Genomic DNA, 19,789 nt, shown 5'->3' with positions numbered 1-19,789 from the left:
ATCTACGCAATACCCTACTGATCACACACTGCATTGCCTCGACGGATAGTCACATTTGTGGCCGAAAGGGACCACGCGTTGAGCTTATCCACCGGAACGGTTGCCATTTTCGCACGTAGGCAAGTTCCTAAGCGTATCGTAGTGACACATTAGCTGGGTTCTTACAATTAAGAGCGCTCGGGCTTAGTTAAAATCCTAATGAAATCTTAATGCGATAACGGTGCCAAAGCCAGAAAATATAAGGAAATCAGCCGGTTTAATGGCCATTAACCATTTTCCCAGATTCCTGCCCATATTGCGCCCCGATTTAAGCTGATAGCAGCCCGCACCCGCAAAGGATGAGTATCTGAGTTTGCGCGTGTAGGTGGCTGCGACATGGCGGCACCGAAAACAAGATCAACATACAATAAACAATAGGGAATTTGGCTCATGGCGGCCCTCAGGATTGCCTTTGAAGCTCCGGACACCCCGGGAAACTCTGCCGCTGCCGGCAGGAAGCCGATCGACTTCGTCCATCTTGCGGCACAGACGATGGGTGACAAGGCGCTCGAAATCGAAGTGCTGCAGCTTTTTGCGCGCCAGGCGCGCCAGGTCATGAAAGAGATCGTGGAGGGCAAGAGCACGCTTCGCGCTCAGGCCGCCCATCGGCTGAAGGGTGCGGCGCTTGCAGTTGGCGCCGTCGACGTCGCCAGCATTGCCGGCGCGATCGAGCAAAACCCGGCAGACACATCGCTTTACGACGCGCTTTCGGCCGCTGTGCTCGAGGCCGAGCTCTTCATATTGAAGCTTTGCCGCTAATCCAGTGGCCCAATGGGGCGAGCGGAAGCGGAGAACGCATCCCAACCGCCACCCCATTTCAAGATTGCGGCCTCGCGCCTTTGGCGCGCGAGGCGCGGACTGACGGCCGTTGTTGACTGACCGGCGGATTTGTTGGAAGAACTTTCACTGAATTTGCGCCCGAGCGGCGTGCGTCCTGAAGAGGCTTTGCGCCTTGCCAGTCCCAGCAGTTCATTCCGGAAAGAGACATGACAAAACTTACGATCGTTGCCTTTGACGGCGCGCGCCATGAACTTGATGTCGAAAACGGCTCGACGGTCATGGAGAACGCCGTTCGCAATTCGGTTCCCGGCATCGAAGCCGAATGCGGCGGAGCCTGCGCCTGCGCGACCTGTCATGTCTATGTCGACGACGCCTGGGCGGCTGCCGTCGGCGCTCCGGAAGCCATGGAGGAAGACATGCTGGATTTTGCCTATGACGTGCGGCCGACGTCGCGGCTTTCCTGTCAGATCAAGATGAACGATGCACTCGACGGTCTCGTCGTGCATGTGCCGGAGCGCCAGGCCTAAAACGCGCCGCGATCTTTCGGGTTTGCGCCTTGCGTTATTGATGCTTCGCATGTCGTCGTCGCAAGACGGCTGCGTACTCGTACGCGACATGCGCTTCATGCCGCCCAGCGCCGCCTTTCCAATTCATGATTGATGCGCAAAAAAAAGCGCCTCGCCGGTCGTTGGACAAGCGAGGCGAGGAGGGCGCATCGCTAACAGATGAGGGAGGGGACATCTGCAGCACCAAGACACGCCAGGAGAACCCATTTTGGCCCCGCTGTTCGGTTTTCTTCTTTTTAATATTGAACAACGTCGCCTAAACTAAAGTAACGGCAACAATTAAGCTCTTCGCACAACTACTGCGCCGCGCTTAACCCGATCGTTCGGCGGAGGCTAGTCTTTAGCCTGGCCCCTCGCTCCATGGTTTCAATATAGATGAGTCGGCGGCCGGCAGCCATCGTTATATTTCACCAATAAAATACTGTGGGTATTGCCACTGAAATCACGTCGGGCCCGACTATAGTCAGGCTCTTCTTCAGGGGCGGGGCGCGGCTACCTATTGTTGCGTTTTCTTCAGCGCTTCGAGCCGGTATTGCAGTAGCCGGATCATGCGCTTGTCGAAATTCGCAGCTTCGGTGCGATCGAAGCGCGCCTGATCCTTGTCGTGCGCTTCGATTGCCGTGACACTGACACGCGCGACGGTCGCCTGCATGCGTTCGCAATCCGCTTCCGGCTTCAGGGCCAGGAACGCCTTCTCCATGCGGCGGGCGTGGTTGCGGGCGATTTCCGCGTGCCGCTCCTCATGGCGCTTGATGTCGCTCGAAAGCGTATCCCAAACCAGAGCCAGATCCCGGCCGGCCTGGCGTCGATATTTCCAGCGCGGCAGGATGATGCGGGTGCTGAGCGTCACCCGTGCCGAGCCAACTGCACAACGGCCGCCGCGACTGACGTAAGTGATGGAGCCTCCGAACTTGATACGGGTGGCGCCCGGATGACGCGCGCCGGTGGCTTTCATCATCGGGCCACTGGCCGAGAGCGCCTTGTCGAGTTCCTCCGCAGTGCGCCCACCGATCGAGAAATAGGAAAAGCTCTTGTTGATCACGGTTTCGCCCGACGCAGCGCTGAGGGGAGCGGCGACCAGGAGAGCGAGGAGGGCGGCTTTGAGCGGGACGCGTACTCGGGACATCAATGCGTGGTTCTCTTCAGTTGAACTTCGATCAAGCTTGAGGCATAGCCACGACCGGCGCAACAGCAAATCGAGGGCTCTCGGCCGAGGACGGATCGTGAGGGAAAATGACTTACAGTCCATTTCAGAAATTTAGCTGGAAGCTGGCGCATGGGCGCAGCCTCGAACTCGGGCCGCGTGGCGTTTTGATGGCGATCGTCAATGTTACCCCGGATTCTTTCTCCGATGGCGGACGTTTCATCGATGCTGTTGCAGCGGTGGCGCAGGGCGTGCGCTGCCTGCAGGAGGGCGCATTGATCCTCGATATCGGCGGTGAATCGACGCGGCCGGACGCGGCGGCGGTCAGCGCTGAGGAGGAGCAGGGACGTATCCTGCCGGTGATCTCGGCGCTGAGCCGCGATACCGATGCGCTGATCTCGGTCGATACCTACCGGGCCTCGACGGCGCGGCTGGCGGTCGAAGCCGGCGCGCACATCGTCAACGACGTGCACGGTCTTCAGCGCGAGCCGGATATCGCTGCCGTTGCCGCGGATACCGGCGCGGGGCTCTGCATCATGCATACCGGGCGCGACAGGCAGAAGCTCGCCGATGTGATCGACGATCAGTTCCACTTCCTCGATCGATCGCTGCAGATCGCGGCTGAAGCCGGCGTGAAGGGCGAGCAGATCGTGCTGGACCCGGGATTCGGCTTTGCCAAGGATACGGACGAGAACCTCGAACTGATGGCGCGATTTGCCGAATTGCACCGTTTCGGACGTCCGTTCCTGGTCGGAACGTCCCGCAAGCGCTTCATTGGAGCGGTGAGCGGACGTGAGGCGGCCGACCGGGATGTGGCAACGGCGGCGACTACGGCGCTGCTGCGGGCTGCGGGCGCCTCGATTTTCCGTGTACATGATGTCGCAAACAGCAGGGATGCGCTGGCCATGACCGATGCTATGCTGATGGCCAGAGCGGGATGAGGACAAGCGCATGCGGCCCTTCGCCCGCATCCGCGTGCAAATTACCAGAATAGATTACGTCACGATTTTAGGTCGACTCGACCCAAAACCAGCGTGATCCCAGAATAGCCGATGGGACGGAGAAGCATGAGCCCGACGTACACGATCACTCTCAAGAACTGTGCCTTCTTCGCGCGCCACGGCGTCTTTGACGAAGAAGAGCTCCTCGGGCAGCGCTTCTTCGTGGACGCCGAGCTCGAAGTCGAGCAGGGAACGGCGCTCGTCGATGATTCGATCGAAGACACCGTCCACTATGGCATCGCCTTCCAGGAGATCGAGCGCATCGTCACGGGGCGCCGCCGCTACCTGATCGAGGCGCTGGCGCTGGAAGTCGCAAAGACGCTCTGCGTACGCTTCCCGCAGATCAAGCGCGCCAAGGTTTCGATCCGCAAGCCGAACGCGCCCGTACCCGGCGTGCTCGACTATGTCGAAGTGACGGTCGAACATGTCGTCTGAGCCCGAGTGGCGGGTCGCCACACTCGGGCTTGGCGGCAACCTTGGGGATCCGCGCAAGGCCATGGCAGCGGCGCTTCAGGCGCTCGATCAGCGCGCCGACTGCGTCGTCAAGGCCGTCTCGCGGCTCTACCGCACGCCGCCATGGGGCAAGACCGACCAGGCGTGGTTCTTCAACGCCTGCGCCGCGGTCGGCACGACTTTGGAGCCTGAGGCTTTGCTCGACACCTGTCTCGACATCGAGCGTTCGATGAAGCGGGTGCGTGACGAGCGCTGGGGACCGCGCACGCTGGATATCGACGTGCTGACCTATGAAGGTGTGGCTCAGGCGGAGACACGACTGGAACTGCCGCATCCCAGGATGACGGACCGAGGCTTTGTGCTGAAGCCGCTCGCCGATATCGCCGCCGACATGCCGGTTCGCGGACGCACGGTTAGCGACTGGCTGCGTGGGGCGGATGTGACCGGCATCGAGGTCGCCGATGGCGACATGACCTGGTGGCGTGCCAAGTCCTGATCAATTCCGTTCAGCCGAGGAGCTTTCCCGAAACAGCAAAGCCCCGGCGAAGACGACCGGGGCTTTGTCGCTTGGCTGTGTCCGGAACTACTTGATCGAGCCGACAGCGATCGTGTCGACCTGGCGATTGAGGCTGACGCCGATAACCGGGACCATCGTCTCCTCGACCTTGACGGAGATGGTGATGTTCATCGTCTGGTCGTCCTGAAGGCGGGCGATCATGGCGCCGTTCAGCTTCTTGCGGTTGATGCCGACGACGACCTTGTCCTTGGCGACGTTGCCGGAAACGATATCGAGACCCTTGCCCTCGGCGCCGTCGAGAAACTTGCCCGTATAGCTGTTGCCCTTGCTGGTGATCAGCGCCGACATCGGCTGCTTGAACACGCCGACGCGGCAGAAACCGTCGAGCTTGATGCCGGTATCGTCACCGGCGACCGGTTCGCCCGAGAGGTCGCAGGTGAACTTGGTGCCCTTGTATTTGCCGGCGACGATCTCGCCCGGGCCTTTCCACTGGCCGGCGACCTTCTCGAAGAAGGCCTTGTCCTTGACGCCGGAAAAGGCTGGCGTCGCAGCGCCGACGGCGGCTGCAAGCGCGATGGCGGCAGTGCCGCGGGCGATCAAAGAAGGGCGCGAGAACATAAACGATCCTTGATGGGTCAACGTCCGAAACTGAAAGCCACATTTGCGCGGAAATGGTTAATGGAGCGTTTCCAGACGGTGGCTATCAAGGCAACTTTGTGGCCGTGACGCCGATTATGCACCGAGCTTTCGGGCCCACCAAGGCCAGCCGCCGCACGTTTTCCGCAAACCGGCTTCAGGACTCCGGCGGAAGGCCAGGAAGGCGGTTCAAGCGAATCGATCGCCGCCTTCGCTGCCGGCGCGCCCGGCGCCGGAACTCAAGTCGGCGAGAAAGTCGCCGATACCCGGGCGTTTCAAAGCGCGGAACGGCATGGGACGGCAGAGATCCATGGCCGCTATGCCGATGCGCGCGGTCATCAGGCCGTTGATGACGCCTTCGCCAAGACGCGCCGAGAGCTTCGAGGCGAGGCCGTGCCCAAGCACCTGCTGGATGAGGCTGTCGCCGGCGGCGATCGAGCCGGTGACGGCAAGGTGGGCGATGACGTCGCGCATCAGCCGCAGCAGGCCGAGGGTGCCGGGGCGGCCGCCGTAGAGCTCGGCCATGGCGCGGATCAGGCGCGCGGATTCGTAGAGCACATATCCAAGGTCGACGAGGGCGCGTGGGCTGACCGCCGTGACGATCGAGACGCGCTTGGAGGCGGCAAGGATGAGACGGCGCGCCTCGCGGTCGAGCGGGCTCAAGAGCTCGCGCTCGGTAAGCTCGATCAGATGCGGTCCATCGATGATCTCGCCCTCGGTCTCCTTCAGTCGCGTGCGGCCGCGTGCCGTTCGCGGATTGGCGGCCAGCAGATGCGCGAGCTTGGTCTGCGCCGACCGTGCGAGCTTGGTATTGCCGGAAGTCGCCGCAGTCACCGTTTCCGCTTTCAGCTTCTGGATCGCGGTAAGCTGCATCATGCCGGAAAGCTCCCGGATGACGACGATCAATAGGGCGAGGAGGCCGATGACGACGACCGCGAGGGCGGCGTAGCCAAGCCAGTCAGCACGGGTGAAGAGATCGCGCAGCAGCCGGTCGACCCACAGGCCGGCGGCAAGCGACAGGATGATGCCGAGGGCGCCGATCGCGATCTTGCCGACCGACAGACGGCGCTTGCGCGGGGCCGCCTCCGGGAGCGTCAGTGCCTCGACCACCAGCGTGGTCTCGCGGAACGGGTCTTCCGCATCGGGCGTCAGCACGACGTTGTCGTCGAAGCTCGCGGGCGAACGCGGCGCGCGTGTCTGAGGGCCGGGCTGAACGGGCTTCTCCTCTCCAACCGAAAAGGCACCGGGTCGGCGGCGGCGGTCATTGCTATCGTCACTCATGCGAGCCGGTCTCCGAACAGAAATTGCATGGCCCGGTCGAGGCGGATATGCGGTACCGACAGCTTTAAGCCGCCACTGGTTTCTTCGAGATGCGGCGGACGGAAGCGAACGAAGCTGAGCTCCGGCAGCGGGTGGGCGCTTTCGACGAAGGTAGTCCCGCCCGACTGCATCTCGATTGCTTTGAACAGCACTTCAGGATCTTCCGGCAAGTCACCGGGAAATATCGCAGTTTTCTTTTCGCCGTCAAAGATTTCGCCGTTGATCTTCTCACCGGCGATCGGCGTGCCGACGATGACCGGCAGCGTATGGCCGTCGTGGTTGACGGTTGCTTCCCGGGTCGCCCTGACCGAGGCGAGCGCCATGACCTCGAGGCCGGCGCCACTCATGCCGATGCTCTCGGCCGCGCGATCGACCAGGCGCGCGGCGATGCGCTCCAGACGGTCGTGGCTTTCGTGGTGGAGATGATCCGCCTTGGTTGCGGCGATCAGCACCTTGTCGATCCGGCGCGTCAGGAAAGACGAGAGCCAGTTGTTGGTCCCCGGGCGGAAGCAGGCGAGCACGTCGGCCAGCGCCTGTTCGAGATCGAGCAGCGCCTCCGGGCCGTTGTTGATTGCCTGCAGCGCGTCGACCAGCACGATCTGGCGGTCGAGCCGTGCGAAGTGCTCGCGGAAGAACGGGCTGACCACGTGTTTCTTGTAGGCCTCGTAGCGCCGCTCCATCATCGCCCAGAGCGAACCCTTGGGCGCGCGTCCGTCGGGAAGATCGGGAAGTGGCGAGAAGGTGAGCGCCGGCGACCCTTCGAGATCGCCCGGCATGAGGAAACGACCAGGTGGCAGGGTCGAGGGGGACCGTTCGTCCGCCTTGCAGGCCCTGAGATAGCCGGTGAAGCTCTCGGCAAGCCGGCGGGCGCTCGCCTCGTCGGCAATGGCCGTCGACCCTGCGGAAGAGGCCAGCGTCAGCCATTCCGCCGAAAAGGTGCTCCGGCTGGCGGCGCGGGCGCGCGCCACGGCGTTGTTGCTGAACGTGCGGAAATCCTGCGCCAGCAGCGGCAGGTCGAGCAGCCATTCACCGGGGTAATCGACGATATCGAGCGATAGGCGGCCCGGCGAGAACAGTCGATTCCAGCCGCTGGCGCTCTCATAGTCGAGCGTGATGCGCAGTTGCGAAATGGCGCGGGTCGAATCCGGCCAGATGCGATCGCGGACCAGCGCGGCAATATGATCCTCGTATTGGAAGCGCGGGACGGCATCATCCGGCTGCGGCTCGAGCCTGACCTTCGAAACGCGCCCGGAGCGCACCGGCTCGAACACTGGCAGGCGTCCGCCGTTCAGCAGATTGTGCACCAGCGACGAGATGAAAACGGTCTTGCCGGAGCGCGACAGGCCGGTGACGCCGAGGCGGATGGAGGGGTTGACGAGGCCGGAGGCTCGGTCGGCCAGATTGTCGAGCGCAATCAGGGCGTCGTCTTTGAAGCTGGTCAGGTTAGGCGCCAAATCTTGCTCTTTCTTGCGGCGTATGTCCGAAGGTCGATCTTCCGCCGTCGTCCGGCAGAACTGTCGCACGCAGGCAGCCACCGCGATATAGGCAATATTTCCCCGCCCGCAACGAGGCGTGGCAAATCTTCTATTGGTTCGGTAGCAGGATCGAGACCAGTGTCGCGGTCTCAATGCCGTCTTCCGGCGCGACTGCCGGCAGATCGAGGATCGAGAGCCCCGCCGGCGGATAGCCATGGGGCATTGCCTCATGCGCGGCGTCGTCGCCGATCAGGCGGTGAAGCAATTGCTCGATCATCGGATTGTGCCCCACGAGCATCAGGGAATTCAGATGCCGATGAGCGTCGATGAGATCGAAATAGACGCTCATCGGACCCGAATAGAGCGCGTCGATATAGCGGATATCGAGGTTTTCGCTGACGGTGCGAAAGAACGGTTCGGCGGTCTCGCGGCAGCGCACGGCCGTGGAGCAGAGGATACGTTCAGGGCGGATACCCCGGTCGGCGGCAATCTGTGCGAGCCGTTCCGCATCGACGTAGCCGACATCGTCCAGCGCCCGGTCGAAGTCCCGTTGCCCGGGCAAAGCCCAGCCGGAGCGCGCGTGTCGCAGCAGGTAGAGGCGAAGGACCTTGGGGGCGCTGTCTTGCATCGAGCGGGTTCCGGTGGCTGCCTGCTGCTTGTAGCGACAGGGGTCGAATTGTAGCGACAGGGGTCGAATGTGGTTGGCTGGGCAGCTTTCGCGTCGTCCGGCCGACCTTCACCTTTTCCCGCAGGGATCGCAAAGATCAAGCTGCCGGCCGCTTTTTTCCGGGGATCGGCGCGCTGCTGCGCTTTGCCGCGGTCGCGATCAGACGATCCAATGACGCAAACACATCAGTCTCACTTTTCAGCGAGGTCCGCCGAACGCAACGGTGCGCGCAAGCAGGAAATCAAGTTCCAATGTGTAATTTTGATGAAATATTCGTCAGTTAGCCTGAATCGCGAGCAATATTAAAATACCGTTGAGTGTCTGTTCCGAGGCTTGAATCACGGCTTCCATAGGTCTATACACCGCCGCAATGAGATGTTCTTCAGGAGAATCGCGTTGAGTGAGAAGATCGATCTTAGTACCTTTGTCCTCTCGGAGGACGAGGAATTCATGAATGCCAATCACCGGGCGTATTTCCGGGCCAAGTTGAACGCTTGGAAAAACGACATCCTTCGCGAGGCACGCGAGACACTGGATCACTTGGCGGAGGAGAGCGCCAATCATCCCGATCTCGCAGACAGAGCTTCTTCCGAAACAGATCGGGCAATTGAGCTCAGGGCCCGTGACCGCCAGCGCAAGCTGATCTCCAAGATCGATGCGGCGCTGCAACGGCTCGACGAAGGCACCTATGGCTATTGCGAGGAAACCGGTGAGCCGATCGGCCTGAAGCGGCTGGATGCACGCCCAATCGCAACCCTGTCGATCGAGGCGCAGGAGCGCCACGAGCGTCGGGAAAAGGTCTACCGGGACGAATAAGATATCCGGCTTTCGGAACTGTCTGAAAAAAGGCGCGGGTCAAACCGCGCCTTTTTATTTGGTCCGAAAGCATGCCAGGGGCGGACGTTTTCGCGCGATGTCGAACGGCGTCACCCCTGAGAGCGAAAGCTACGGTTTCCGGCCGGCGGAGATATCGGCCAGCATGCGGTTCATCTCTTCTTCGATGGTCGGTTCCCTGCGGCCGGCGTCGGCACCGGGCGTGCCAAGCGTCGGCTCCTGCCGGCCGGATGGCGTCAGGGAGCGGCTCTCCGGGGCGACCATGCCCAAGGCGGCAGCCGGGCCCTGGCCAAGGCGCTGGAGGTCGCCGCTGATCTCCGCATCAAGCAGGCGCTCGAAGTCCGTGAGGCCGGCCGTCGGCGCCGGCTGCGGCTGTTGGACGGAGGGGGCTGGGCGCTGCACCTGCACCGGCTGCGACGGGATTGGCTGCGGCGGGACCTGCTGGGCCGCTGCAATGGGCCTGTCCAGGGATACGTCGAAGTTTGCCTGGGGTGCCGAAGCGGCCGCCGCGGCCGGGCTCTCCTGAGCCGGCTGCACGGACGGACGGACAAGCGGACGCTGTTCGGCTGTCAACCCGGGGGCCGCCAGCGGACGCTGCTCGGCGACGATGCGTGGCGGCGCGGCCGGCTCGACACGGGTGGCCGGTTGCTGCTCCTGCGGTCGGGCAACGGGCTGCACCGGCGTGGCCGCGGCGACGGGTTCGGATTGAAGCGAAGGTGCCGTTTGCTGCGGAAGCTCCCTGGCTTCCGGTCGACTCTCCACTCCCTTCGGCTCCGCAATTTTGCGTTCTGCAATGGGCGCACGCTCTTCGGCGCTCCCGATCCGGCTCTCGATGACGATATCCGTCGGACCACCGATCATGATCAGGTGTTCGACATCGTCGCGGCGCACGAGGACCAGACGGCGGCGGGTGTCGACGGCGGCGGCGTCGAGCACGGCAAGCCGGGGCTGGCGGTTCTTGCCGCCGCGAATGAAGGGCGAGGAGGGGCGGTTGCGCATGATCCAGAGGACGACCACGAGGCAGAGAAGCCCGATCGCGACGGCCGCGGCGGCGATGACGAACCGGCTGCCGTTGTCGGCGATGATCGTTTCCATCATGGACTGAACTCCTTCTGCCTTTCGAGTGCCAGTATTTGACGGCTTTTTTCGGGCTCGGACAAGGACTTCGCCGACATTCCCTGTGAATTGGCCGCAATGCTTCCGCCGAGGTGCTTTTTGCTGTTATCTCTGATTGTTAAAGATGATTCTTGTCCGAGTGATCGAGGGCGTGTCGGGAATGGCCGATTTCGCCCGGCGGATCTTGCGGATGCCGGCCGGAAGGGCTGGGCCGCGCCCGCGCGCGGCGCCGGCCGCATAAGAGGACCCGATGACGAAATTGCGGCAGTCAGGCGACTACCAGATGCCGGTTGTTGACCGTGGCGTCAGGCCGGGCACCGTGCTGCGGATCGTTCTGCTCGCGATCGTCCTCACCGTATCGGCCATCGCCTTCGTGATCTTCAAGAACGAGATGGACAACGAGATCGTTCTCGGCATCCTCGGCGTTCTTGCCATGGTCGGCATCTTCTTCCTCGTCTCCTCCGTGATCGGTTTCATCGAGGTCATGCCGCAGTCGCGCCCGGACGAACTGGCGCGCGCTTTTCTCGACGCGCATGAGGACGGCACCATCGTCACCGATCGCAAGGGCCGGATCATCTATGCCAACGCCGCCTACGGCGCTCTGACAGGCGCCAAGAGTGCAGCCGGCATCCAGTCGCTCGAAACCATCCTGTCGCGCAACCGCGAGGCGACGGAGGCGATCTACCGGCTGACCAACGGTCTGCACGAGGGCAAGCAGGGGCATGAGGAATTTCGCCTGCTGAAGCCGCTGGCGACCACCACCTCCAGCGGTTCCGGTGCCCATTGGTTCCGCTTGAAGGCGCGGGTGCTGCCGCTCGAAGATAACGCACGCAATCCGCTCTATCTCTGGCAGATCGCCGACATCACCGCTGAGCGCGACGATCAGGAGCGCTTCTTCAAGGAATTGCAGAACGCGATCGATTATCTCGACCACGCGCCGGCCGGCTTCTTCTCCGCCGGGCGCAAGGGCGAGATCTTCTACATCAATGCCACGTTGGCCGATTGGCTCGGTATCGACCTGACCAAGTTCCAGCCGGGCTCGATCAGCATCGGCGACCTGGTGGCCGGCGAGGGGCTGACGCTCGTCCAGGCCGTACAGGCCGAGCCCGGCCTGAAGAAGACGAAGATGCTCGACCTCGATCTGCGCAAGATGAACGGGCAGAGCCTGCCGGTGCGCATGATCCACCGCGTCTCCTCGACGCGCGACGGCGCGCCTGGCGAAAGCCGCACCATCGTGATGTCGCGCGAAGGCGGCGAGGACAGCGAGCAATCGGCGTCCAGCGCGGCCATGCGCTTCACCCGCTTCTTCAACAACACGCCGATGGCGATCGCCTCCGTCGACGGCAATGGCCGGATCCTGCGCACCAATGCGCCGTTCCTGAAGCTCTTCTCCGGCCTCGTCTCGCAGGACGACGTCGAGCGCGGAGCGCTGATCGAGGCCGTGGTGCACGAGAACGAGAAGGGTCGCCTGCACGAGGCGCTGGCAGCCGCGAAGGATCGGCAGGGCGACATCGCGCCGATCGATGCGCTGCACCCGACGGACGGAGAGCGTCACTTCCGCTTCTACGTCAATGCCGTGATCGACCAGAGCGATCAGTCGCCGGAGGAAGCGGCGATCATCTATGCGCTTGAAATCACCGAGCAGAAGGCGCTCGAGAACCAGATGGCGCAGACCCAGAAGATGAACGCCGTGGGCACGCTCGCCGGCGGCATCGCGCACGATTTCAACAACGTGCTGACGGCGATCCTGCTCTCGTCCGACCACCTGCTTCTGTCGGCCCGTCCGGCAGATCCGAGCTTTGCCGATCTCATGGAGATCAAGCGCAATGCCAACCGCGCCGCGGTTCTCGTGCGGCAGCTGCTCGCCTTCTCGCGCAAGCAGACGATGCGGCCGACGGTGCTCAACATGACCGACGTCATCGGCGACCTGCGCATGCTGGTCGACCGCATGACTGGAACCAACGTCAAGGTCGAGGTGGAGTACGGCCGCGATCTCTGGCCGGTCAGGACCGATCTCGGCCAGTTCGAACAGGTGCTTTTGAACTTGGCGGTCAATGCCCGCGACGCAATGCCCGAGGGCGGCACGATCACGCTTCGCACCCGCAACCTGCCTGCCGCCGAGGTTGCGGCGTTCGGACGACGCGAGTTGCCGGACGAAGATTTCGTGATGGTCGAGGTCGCCGACCAGGGGACCGGCATCCCGCCGGAGATTCTCGACAAGATCTTCGAGCCGTTCTTCACCACCAAGGAAGTCGGCAAGGGCACGGGTCTCGGCCTGTCGATGGTCTATGGCATCGTCAAGCAGTCGGGCGGCTACATCTATCCGGAATCGGAAGTCGGCAAAGGCACCACCTTCCGCATCCTGCTGCCGCGCTACGTCGAGGCGCCGGCAGCGGTCGGAGAGACCGAGGCGGCGACCGCAGCGGCGCAGGCCGCGCCAGCGCCGGCGGCGCAGGCGGTTGCGACACCGACGGCAAAAGCCGAGGAGCCGGCCGATCTCACGGGCGATTCAGCCGTCGTCCTGCTCGTCGAGGACGAGGAGGCGGTGCGCCGCGGCGGCAAGCGCATGCTGGAAACGCGCGGCTACACGGTCTACGAGGCCGGCTCCGGCGTCGAGGCTCTCGATATCATGGATGAGCTCAACGGTGCGGTCGACATCGTCGTTTCCGACGTGGTGATGCCGGAGATGGATGGGCCGACGCTTCTGAGCGAACTCAGAAAGAAGTATCCGGACCTGAAGTTCATCTTCGTCTCCGGCTATGCCGAGGACGCCTTTGCCCGCAACCTGCCGGCGGATGCGAAGTTCGGATTCCTGCCGAAGCCGTTCTCGCTGAAGCAGCTTGCGGTCGCGGTGCGCGAGATGCTGGACTCCTGAATTAGGGCCGCAGATCCAAGGGAGACGGTCCGGATCGATGGGTGCTCCCGCCGTTAATCGCCAATGTAAAAGCCCGGCGCTTGCGTGCCGGGCTTTTCAATTTATCCGCGTCTTTGCGGAGGGGAATTACTTGGCGTTCAACGCGACCGCGATCTCGCCGGCGAGGCGCGCATTGTTCTCGACCAGCGCGATGTTGGTCTCGAGGCTGCGGCCTTCGGTCATGTGGAAGAGATTGTCGAGCAGGTAAGGCGTGACGGCCTTGCCGGTGATCTCGTCGCTCTCGGCATTGTCGAGCGCGCGGGCGATGTAGATTTCCATTTCCTCGCGCGGGATTTCGCTTTCCGCCGGGACCGGATTGGCGACCAGCATGCCGCCGTCGACACCGAGCAGTTCGCGCATGTTCTGGAAGTTTGCGATCGCCGCCGGGCTGTTCAGCATCAGCGGGCTCTTGAGGCCGGAATCGCGCGACCAGAAGGCCGGGAAGATTTCGCTGTCATAGGTGACGACGGGGACGCCGCGGGTTTCGAGCACTTCGAGCGTCTTCGGAATGTCGAGGATCGCCTTGGCGCCGGCGCAGACGACGATGACGGCGGTGCGGGCGAGCTCATCGAGGTCGGCGGAGATGTCGAACGAGAGTTCGGCTCCGCGGTGCACGCCGCCGATGCCGCCGGTCGCAAAGACGCGGATGCCGGCGCGGGCGGCTGCAATCATCGTCGCGGCGACGGTGGTCGCGCCGGTGCGGCGTTCGGCGATCGCGAAGGCGAGGTCGGCGCGCGAGACCTTCATCGCCCCTTGCGTCTTCGCCAGTTCTTCGAGCTTGGCGTCATCGAGGCCGATGTGCAGCACGCCATGGATGACGGCGATCGTTGCCGGCACGGCACCCTGTTCGCGGATGATCGCTTCGACGCTGCGGGCCATGTTCAGATTGCCCGGATAGGGCATGCCATGGGTGATGATGGTCGATTCCAGCGCCACGATCGGCGCGCCACGCGCCTTGGCGGCGGCGACCTCGTCGGAAAATTCCATCGGCAGGGAGGGAGAAGCGGGTTTGGTCATGGTCGTTCCTTGGGAGTTCTGCTGGCAAGTGTCATGACAGCATTTGGGGCGCGGACACAAGGGCCAGCGCCTGTTCGAGATTGGCCGCGGACATCTCTTCGGATGCGGCCAAGGGAGAGCGCAACGTGATTCCGGCGGCTGCGATGCCGTGCCGCAGGCACTCGGCAAGATTGCGGCCCGCGAGGCGCGCGGAAAGGAAGCCGGAGGCAAGCGCATCGCCTGCACCGGTGACATCGGCAAGTGCCGGGAGCGCCGGCGGAACGGCGACGCAGGCGCCATCGGCGTCAAAAGCGACGACCGCGCGGCCGCCGCGCGTCACGACACCGCCCTTGAGACCCGCGTTTCTCAGCAACGACGGCCATTCCTCCGCCTCGGCCGTATCCTTGCCGGTCAGCGCCCGAGCCTCGGCTTCGTTCATGAACAGGAACGAGAGATGCGGGAGGCACGGCCGGTAGCGGATGACCTTGGCGGGCGACACGGCAATGCCGGCGACGAGGCGTCCGTTGCCTGCGGCCGACTGGGCGAGCGCCGTGATCGTTTCTTCCGGCAGGTTGGCGTCCGTGAGCACGAGCTTGCTCGCGGCGATGACGTCGCGGAACGCGCGGCGCTGCAACTGCCGCGGCGAAAACAGCCGGTAGAGCTCCATGTCCGCGAGCGCGATGACCAGGTTGCCGTCGTTTTCGAGGATTGCCGTGTAGCTCGGCGTCTGGCGATCGAGAAAGGTGAGGGGGCTGTCGATGACGCCGGCAGCGGCGGCCGCCGCCGTCACCATCTCGCCGGCGGCATCGCCGCCGCGGGTGCTGATCATACGCACCCCGTGGCCAAGGCGAGCGAGGTTGCGGGCCGCGTTGAAGCCGCCGCCGCCGGCCTCCTCGAACCAGGTGCCGGGATTGCTGGAGCCCGGTGCGGTCGCGCCCGATATGCGGCCGCGCCTGTCGATGTGCGCGCCGCCGAAGACGGCGATTTCAGCTTCCGTCATGAATATTCCTCTGCTTGGCCCATCGGCCGAAAAATCTGTTGGCTTTCTGCAATGGCCGAGGCGCGAATTCCAAGGGCCGGATGCGCCCGACGTCTCCGTCTCAGGCGAATCGGCTCAGCCTCGCCGGGCAGCTTCGAAGGCGTGGCGCGCGCATTTCAGAACCTATGGTTTCAATCCGTGAACATGAAAAGAACGAAACAAAGATAATGGTTGTTTTTCAATGCGTTGCCCTGCGCTTGCAAATACGGAACAAAACATGTACAAAAACTCCTGCGGCGGCTTCATTGCCTCGGTAGCTTCAATAACCTAAAGGTGGACCAAATGGCACAAAACTCTTTGCGGCTCGTAGAGGACAAATCGGTGGATAAAAGCAAGGCACTTGAAGCGGCACTTTCCCAGATCGAACGGTCGTTCGGCAAGGGATCGATCATGAAGCTCGGTGGGAAGGACAGCATCATCGAGATCGAAACCGTCTCGACGGGTTCGTTGAGCCTCGATATCGCGCTCGGCATTGGCGGCCTGCCGAAGGGCCGCATCATTGAAATCTACGGCCCGGAAAGCTCGGGCAAGACGACGCTGGCGTTGCAGACCGTCGCGGAAGCACAGAAGAAGGGCGGCATCTGCGCCTTCGTCGACGCCGAACACGCGCTCGATCCGGTTTACGCCCGCAAGCTCGGCGTCGATCTCGAAAACCTCCTGATCTCGCAGCCGGACACCGGTGAGCAGGCGCTGGAAATCACCGACACGCTGGTACGCTCGGGCGCGATCGACGTTCTCGTCGTCGACTCGGTTGCAGCGCTCGTGCCGCGCGCCGAAATCGAAGGCGAAATGGGCGACAACCTGCCGGGCATGCAGGCCCGTCTGATGAGCCAGGCGCTGCGCAAGCTGACCGCTTCGATCTCCAAGTCGAACTGCATGGTCATCTTCATCAACCAGATCCGCATGAAGATCGGCGTTATGTTCGGTTCGCCGGAAACCACCACCGGCGGCAACGCGCTGAAGTTCTACGCTTCGGTTCGCCTCGACATCCGCCGCATCGGCTCGGTCAAGGAGCGCGAAGAGGTCGTCGGCAACCAGACCCGTGTCAAGGTCGTCAAGAACAAGATGGCGCCCCCCTTCAAGCAGGTCGAATTCGACATCATGTATGGTGAAGGCGTATCGAAAACCGGCGAACTCGTCGACCTCGGCGTCAAGGCCGGCATCGTCGAGAAGTCGGGCGCCTGGTTCTCCTACAACAGCCAGCGCCTCGGCCAGGGCCGTGAAAATGCCAAGCTGTTCCTGCGCGACAATCCGGATCTCGCCCGCGAGATCGAGATGGCGCTTCGCCAGAACGCCGGCCTGATCGCCGATCGGTTCCTCGAAAACGGCGGCCCGGAAGCGGACGACGGCGACGAGGCTCCCGAAGCGTAAGCCGCTGCGGCCCACGGAAGCTGCCTGGAAACCGGTCGTCCCATGGCGGCCGGTTTTTGCTGCCGTCTGGACAGTATGGTACGTGAACGATAAAAGCCTTTGGTTCCGGCGACCGAGGGCGTTGGAGGGCGCAGCCATCAAGGGTGGCTGCGGGGTTTAAGGACAACGGCTGATGGCGCGGCGATGGCCGCGGCCGGGCCGGAATTGGTGCTAAGAATAGGACGCAAGATGAGCGGCGTGAATGAAATCCGGTCGACCTTTCTCGACTATTTCCGCAGGAACGGTCATGAGGTCGTGTCGTCGAGCCCGTTGGTGCCGCGCAACGACCCGACATTGATGTTCACCAATGCCGGCATGGTGCAGTTCAAGAACGTCTTCACCGGGCTGGAGCAGCGTCCCTATTCGACGGCGGTGACCGCGCAGAAATGCGTGCGCGCCGGCGGCAAGCACAACGACCTCGACAATGTCGGCTACACCGCGCGCCATCACACCTTCTTCGAAATGCTCGGCAACTTCTCCTTCGGCGACTATTTCAAGGAGCGCGCGATCGAGCTTGCCTGGAACCTGATCACCAAGGAATACGGTCTCGACGCCAAGCGCCTGCTGGTCACCGTCTACCACACCGACGACGAAGCCTTCGGCCTCTGGAAGAAAATCGCCGGCTTCTCCGACGACCGCATCATCCGCATTCCGACCAGCGACAATTTCTGGGCCATGGGCGATACCGGCCCCTGCGGCCCGTGCTCGGAAATCTTCTATGACCACGGCGACCAGATCTGGGGCGGACCGCCCGGTTCGACCAATGAAGACGGCGACCGCTTCATCGAGATCTGGAATCTCGTCTTCATGCAGTACGAGCAGGTCACCAAGGAAGAGCGAGTCAACCTGCCGCGTCCTTCGATCGACACCGGCATGGGCCTCGAGCGTCTTGCGGCCGTGCTGCAGGGCGAGCACGACAACTACGACATTGACTTGTTCCGTGCGCTGATTGCCGCTTCGGAAGAAGCGACCGGCGTCAAGGCGGCGGGTGACCGCCGCGCCAGCCACCGCGTGATCGCCGACCACCTGCGTTCGTCCGCCTTCCTGATCGCCGACGGCGTGCTGCCGTCGAACGAAGGCCGCGGCTACGTTCTGCGCCGCATCATGCGCCGCGCCATGCGCCACGCCCAGCTGCTCGGTGCGCAGGATCCGTTGATGTGGAAGCTCTTGCCGGCTCTCGTCGGCCAGATGGGCCGCGCCTATCCGGAACTGATGCGCGCCGAAGCGCTGATTTCCGAGACGCTGAAGCTCGAGGAAACCCGTTTCCGCAAGACCCTGGAGCGCGGCCTCAACCTCTTGTCCGACGCCTCGGCCGACCTTTCCGAAGGCGACCAGTTCAGCGGCGAGACCGCCTTCAAGCTCTACGACACCTACGGCTTCCCGCTCGACCTGACCCAGGATGCGCTGCGCGCCAAGGGCATCACCGTCGACACCGATGCCTTTTCGGCAGCGATGGAACGGCAGAAGGCCGAAGCCCGCGCCAACTGGGCCGGCTCCGGCGAGGCTGCGACCGAGACGATCTGGTTCGAGCTCAAGGAAAAGCACGGTGCAACCGACTTCCTCGGTTATGACACCGAGACGGCCGAAGGCGTGATCCAGGCGATCGTGCGCGATGGCGCCGTTGTCGCTTCCGCGGCCAAGGGCGACACCGTTCAGGTGGTCCTCAACCAGACGCCGTTCTACGGCGAATCGGGCGGCCAGATGGGCGACACCGGTACGATCACCACCGAAGGCGGCAAGCTCACCGTGACGGATACGCAGAAGCGCGGCGAGGGGCTCTTCGTCCACTACGCCGTCGTCGCCGAAGGTTCGATCAAGACGGGCGATGCCGCCCAGCTCGACGTCGACCATGCGCGCCGCACCCGTCTTCGCGCCAACCACTCGGCAACCCACCTGCTGCACGAGGCGCTGCGCGAAGTGCTCGGCACCCATGTCGCCCAGAAGGGCTCGCTGGTGGCACCGGAGCGGCTGCGCTTCGACGTTTCACATCCGAAGCCGATGACGGCCGAGGAGCTGAAGGTCGTGGAAGACATGGCCAACGAGATCATCGTGCAGAACACGCCGGTGACCACGCGCCTGATGAGCGTCGACGATGCGATCGCCGAGGGCGCCATGGCACTCTTTGGCGAAAAGTATGGCGACGAGGTCCGCGTCGTCTCGATGGGCCGCGGCATTCATGGTTCCAAGGCCAACCGGCCTTACTCCGTCGAACTTTGCGGCGGCACCCACGTGTCGGCCACCGGTGACATCGGCCTCGTCCGCGTCGTCTCGGAAAGCGCCGTCGGCGCCGGCGTCCGCCGCATCGAGGCGCTGACCGGCGAAGCTGCGCGCGCTTATCTCAACGAGCAGGACGAGCGTGTGAAGACGCTTGCCAGCACGTTGAAGGTTCAGCCGGCCGACGTGCTCGGCCGCGTCGAGGCGCTGCTCGACGAGCGCCGCAAGCTGGAACGCGAGCTGACCGAGGCGAAGAAGAAGCTGGCGCTCGGCGGTGGCGGCGAGGCCGGTTCTGCCGATGCGGCCCGCGACATCGCCGGCGTTCGCTTCCTCGGCAAGGTCGTCTCGGGCGTCGAGCCCAAGGACCTGAAGAGCCTTGCTGACGATGGCAAGAAGAGCCTCGGCTCCGGCGTCGTTGCCTTCGTCGGCGTTTCCGGCGACGGCAAGGCGAGCGCCGTCGTGGCCGTCACCGACGACCTGACCTCGAAGCTCAGCGCCGTCGACCTGGTTCGCGTGGCCTCTGCCGCACTCGGCGGCAAGGGCGGCGGCGGACGCCCGGACATGGCGCAGGCCGGCGGTCCGGATGGCGGCCGCGCGGCGGAGGCCATCGAGGCCGTCGCGGTAGCGCTGGCGGGCTGAGCGTCTGTAGAGAACAATGAAAAGGGCGC

Annotated in this window: 17 protein-coding genes; 9 read left to right on the top strand and 8 right to left on the bottom strand. The window is 63.4% G+C overall.

What is annotated here, in order from left to right; all coding sequences use genetic code 11:
• Positions 1-429 precede the first annotated feature (429 nt).
• Together BHMPCIPO_RS10360 and BHMPCIPO_RS10355 are read left to right on the top strand one after the other, a co-directional pair.
• Positions 430-798, top strand: a complete 369-nt coding sequence (locus BHMPCIPO_RS10360) for an Hpt domain-containing protein (protein WP_173516651.1) — start codon at positions 430-432, stop codon at positions 796-798.
• A 227-nt stretch (positions 799-1,025) separates the two neighbouring features.
• Complete coding sequence (locus BHMPCIPO_RS10355; RefSeq protein WP_173516650.1) at positions 1,026-1,346, top strand: 2Fe-2S iron-sulfur cluster-binding protein; 321 nt, start codon at positions 1,026-1,028, stop codon at positions 1,344-1,346.
• A gap of 535 nt (positions 1,347-1,881) precedes the next feature.
• Here BHMPCIPO_RS10355 and BHMPCIPO_RS10350 read toward each other — a convergent pair.
• On the bottom strand, positions 1,882-2,511 hold the full coding sequence (locus BHMPCIPO_RS10350) for a DUF922 domain-containing Zn-dependent protease (protein WP_173516649.1): 630 nt from the start codon (positions 2,509-2,511) through the stop codon (positions 1,882-1,884).
• Between the two features lie 107 nt (positions 2,512-2,618).
• Between BHMPCIPO_RS10350 and folP the strand changes: the two genes are divergently transcribed.
• The 3 genes from folP to folK all read left to right on the top strand — a co-directional run bounded on the left by folP (position 2,619) and on the right by folK (position 4,479).
• The gene (folP, locus tag BHMPCIPO_RS10345) at positions 2,619-3,470 is read left to right on the top strand and encodes a dihydropteroate synthase (RefSeq protein WP_173516648.1); all 852 of its coding nucleotides are present in this window, start codon (positions 2,619-2,621) and stop codon (positions 3,468-3,470) included.
• Between the two features lie 126 nt (positions 3,471-3,596).
• Positions 3,597-3,965, top strand: a complete 369-nt coding sequence (folB, locus tag BHMPCIPO_RS10340) for a dihydroneopterin aldolase (protein WP_057248908.1) — start codon at positions 3,597-3,599, stop codon at positions 3,963-3,965.
• Positions 3,955-4,479 carry a 2-amino-4-hydroxy-6-hydroxymethyldihydropteridine diphosphokinase gene (folK, locus tag BHMPCIPO_RS10335; RefSeq protein WP_173516647.1) on the top strand — a complete coding sequence of 175 codons (525 nt, stop codon included), beginning with the start codon at positions 3,955-3,957 and terminating at the stop codon, positions 4,477-4,479. The genes folB and folK overlap by 11 nt, the downstream gene beginning before the upstream one ends.
• Before the next feature lie 87 nt (positions 4,480-4,566).
• Here folK and BHMPCIPO_RS10330 read toward each other — a convergent pair whose 3' ends face one another.
• The 4 genes from BHMPCIPO_RS10330 to BHMPCIPO_RS10315 all read right to left on the bottom strand — a co-directional run bounded on the left by BHMPCIPO_RS10330 (position 4,567) and on the right by BHMPCIPO_RS10315 (position 8,559).
• Positions 4,567-5,118: a hypothetical protein gene (locus BHMPCIPO_RS10330; RefSeq protein ID WP_173516646.1), complete on the bottom strand. Its 552-nt coding sequence runs from the start codon at positions 5,116-5,118 to the stop codon at positions 4,567-4,569.
• 207 nt (positions 5,119-5,325) lie between these two features.
• On the bottom strand, positions 5,326-6,417 hold the full coding sequence (locus BHMPCIPO_RS10325; protein ID WP_173516645.1) for a YcjF family protein: 1,092 nt from the start codon (positions 6,415-6,417) through the stop codon (positions 5,326-5,328).
• On the bottom strand, positions 6,414-7,910 hold the full coding sequence (locus tag BHMPCIPO_RS10320; RefSeq protein WP_173516644.1) for a YcjX family GTP-binding protein: 1,497 nt from the start codon (positions 7,908-7,910) through the stop codon (positions 6,414-6,416). Before BHMPCIPO_RS10320 ends, BHMPCIPO_RS10325 begins: the two co-directional genes overlap by 4 nt.
• 130 nt (positions 7,911-8,040) lie before the next feature.
• The gene (locus BHMPCIPO_RS10315) at positions 8,041-8,559 is read right to left on the bottom strand and encodes a SixA phosphatase family protein (RefSeq protein ID WP_173516643.1); all 519 of its coding nucleotides are present in this window, start codon (positions 8,557-8,559) and stop codon (positions 8,041-8,043) included.
• A gap of 435 nt (positions 8,560-8,994) precedes the next feature.
• Between BHMPCIPO_RS10315 and dksA the strand changes: the two genes are divergently transcribed.
• Entirely contained in the window at positions 8,995-9,414 is a 420-nt protein-coding gene (gene dksA / locus BHMPCIPO_RS10310) for an RNA polymerase-binding protein DksA (protein ID WP_043614592.1), read from the top strand.
• A gap of 129 nt (positions 9,415-9,543) precedes the next feature.
• On the opposite strand, the gene BHMPCIPO_RS10305 is transcribed toward dksA, so the two are convergent.
• Positions 9,544-10,530, bottom strand: a complete 987-nt coding sequence (locus BHMPCIPO_RS10305; protein ID WP_173516642.1) for a flagellar biosynthetic protein FliO — start codon at positions 10,528-10,530, stop codon at positions 9,544-9,546.
• Between the two features lie 268 nt (positions 10,531-10,798).
• Here BHMPCIPO_RS10305 and cckA point away from each other — a divergent pair, with 268 nt between their 5' ends.
• Entirely contained in the window at positions 10,799-13,423 is a 2,625-nt protein-coding gene (gene cckA, locus BHMPCIPO_RS10300) for a cell cycle histidine kinase CckA (protein ID WP_173516641.1), read from the top strand.
• A 126-nt stretch (positions 13,424-13,549) separates the two neighbouring features.
• On the opposite strand, the gene BHMPCIPO_RS10295 is transcribed toward cckA, so the two are convergent.
• Together BHMPCIPO_RS10295 and BHMPCIPO_RS10290 are read right to left on the bottom strand one after the other, a co-directional pair.
• Positions 13,550-14,479 (bottom strand): pseudouridine-5'-phosphate glycosidase, encoded by a 930-nt coding sequence (locus BHMPCIPO_RS10295; RefSeq protein ID WP_173516640.1) that lies wholly within the window; start codon positions 14,477-14,479, stop codon positions 13,550-13,552.
• A gap of 31 nt (positions 14,480-14,510) precedes the next feature.
• Positions 14,511-15,458, bottom strand: a complete 948-nt coding sequence (locus BHMPCIPO_RS10290) for a carbohydrate kinase family protein (RefSeq protein WP_173516639.1) — start codon at positions 15,456-15,458, stop codon at positions 14,511-14,513.
• Positions 15,459-15,779: 321 nt separating this feature from the next.
• Between BHMPCIPO_RS10290 and recA the strand changes: the two genes are divergently transcribed.
• Both recA and alaS read left to right on the top strand, forming a co-directional pair.
• Positions 15,780-16,868: a recombinase RecA gene (gene recA, locus BHMPCIPO_RS10285; protein ID WP_173516638.1), complete on the top strand. Its 1,089-nt coding sequence runs from the start codon at positions 15,780-15,782 to the stop codon at positions 16,866-16,868.
• Between the two features lie 228 nt (positions 16,869-17,096).
• Complete coding sequence (alaS, locus tag BHMPCIPO_RS10280) at positions 17,097-19,760, top strand: alanine--tRNA ligase (protein WP_173516637.1); 2,664 nt, start codon at positions 17,097-17,099, stop codon at positions 19,758-19,760.
• The last annotated feature ends 29 nt before the right edge of the window (positions 19,761-19,789 follow it).

This window comes from Ensifer sesbaniae (genome assembly GCF_013283665.1).
GTDB lineage: Bacteria > Pseudomonadota > Alphaproteobacteria > Rhizobiales > Rhizobiaceae > Ensifer > Ensifer sesbaniae.
This window is presented reverse-complemented; position numbering and strand designations above follow the sequence as displayed.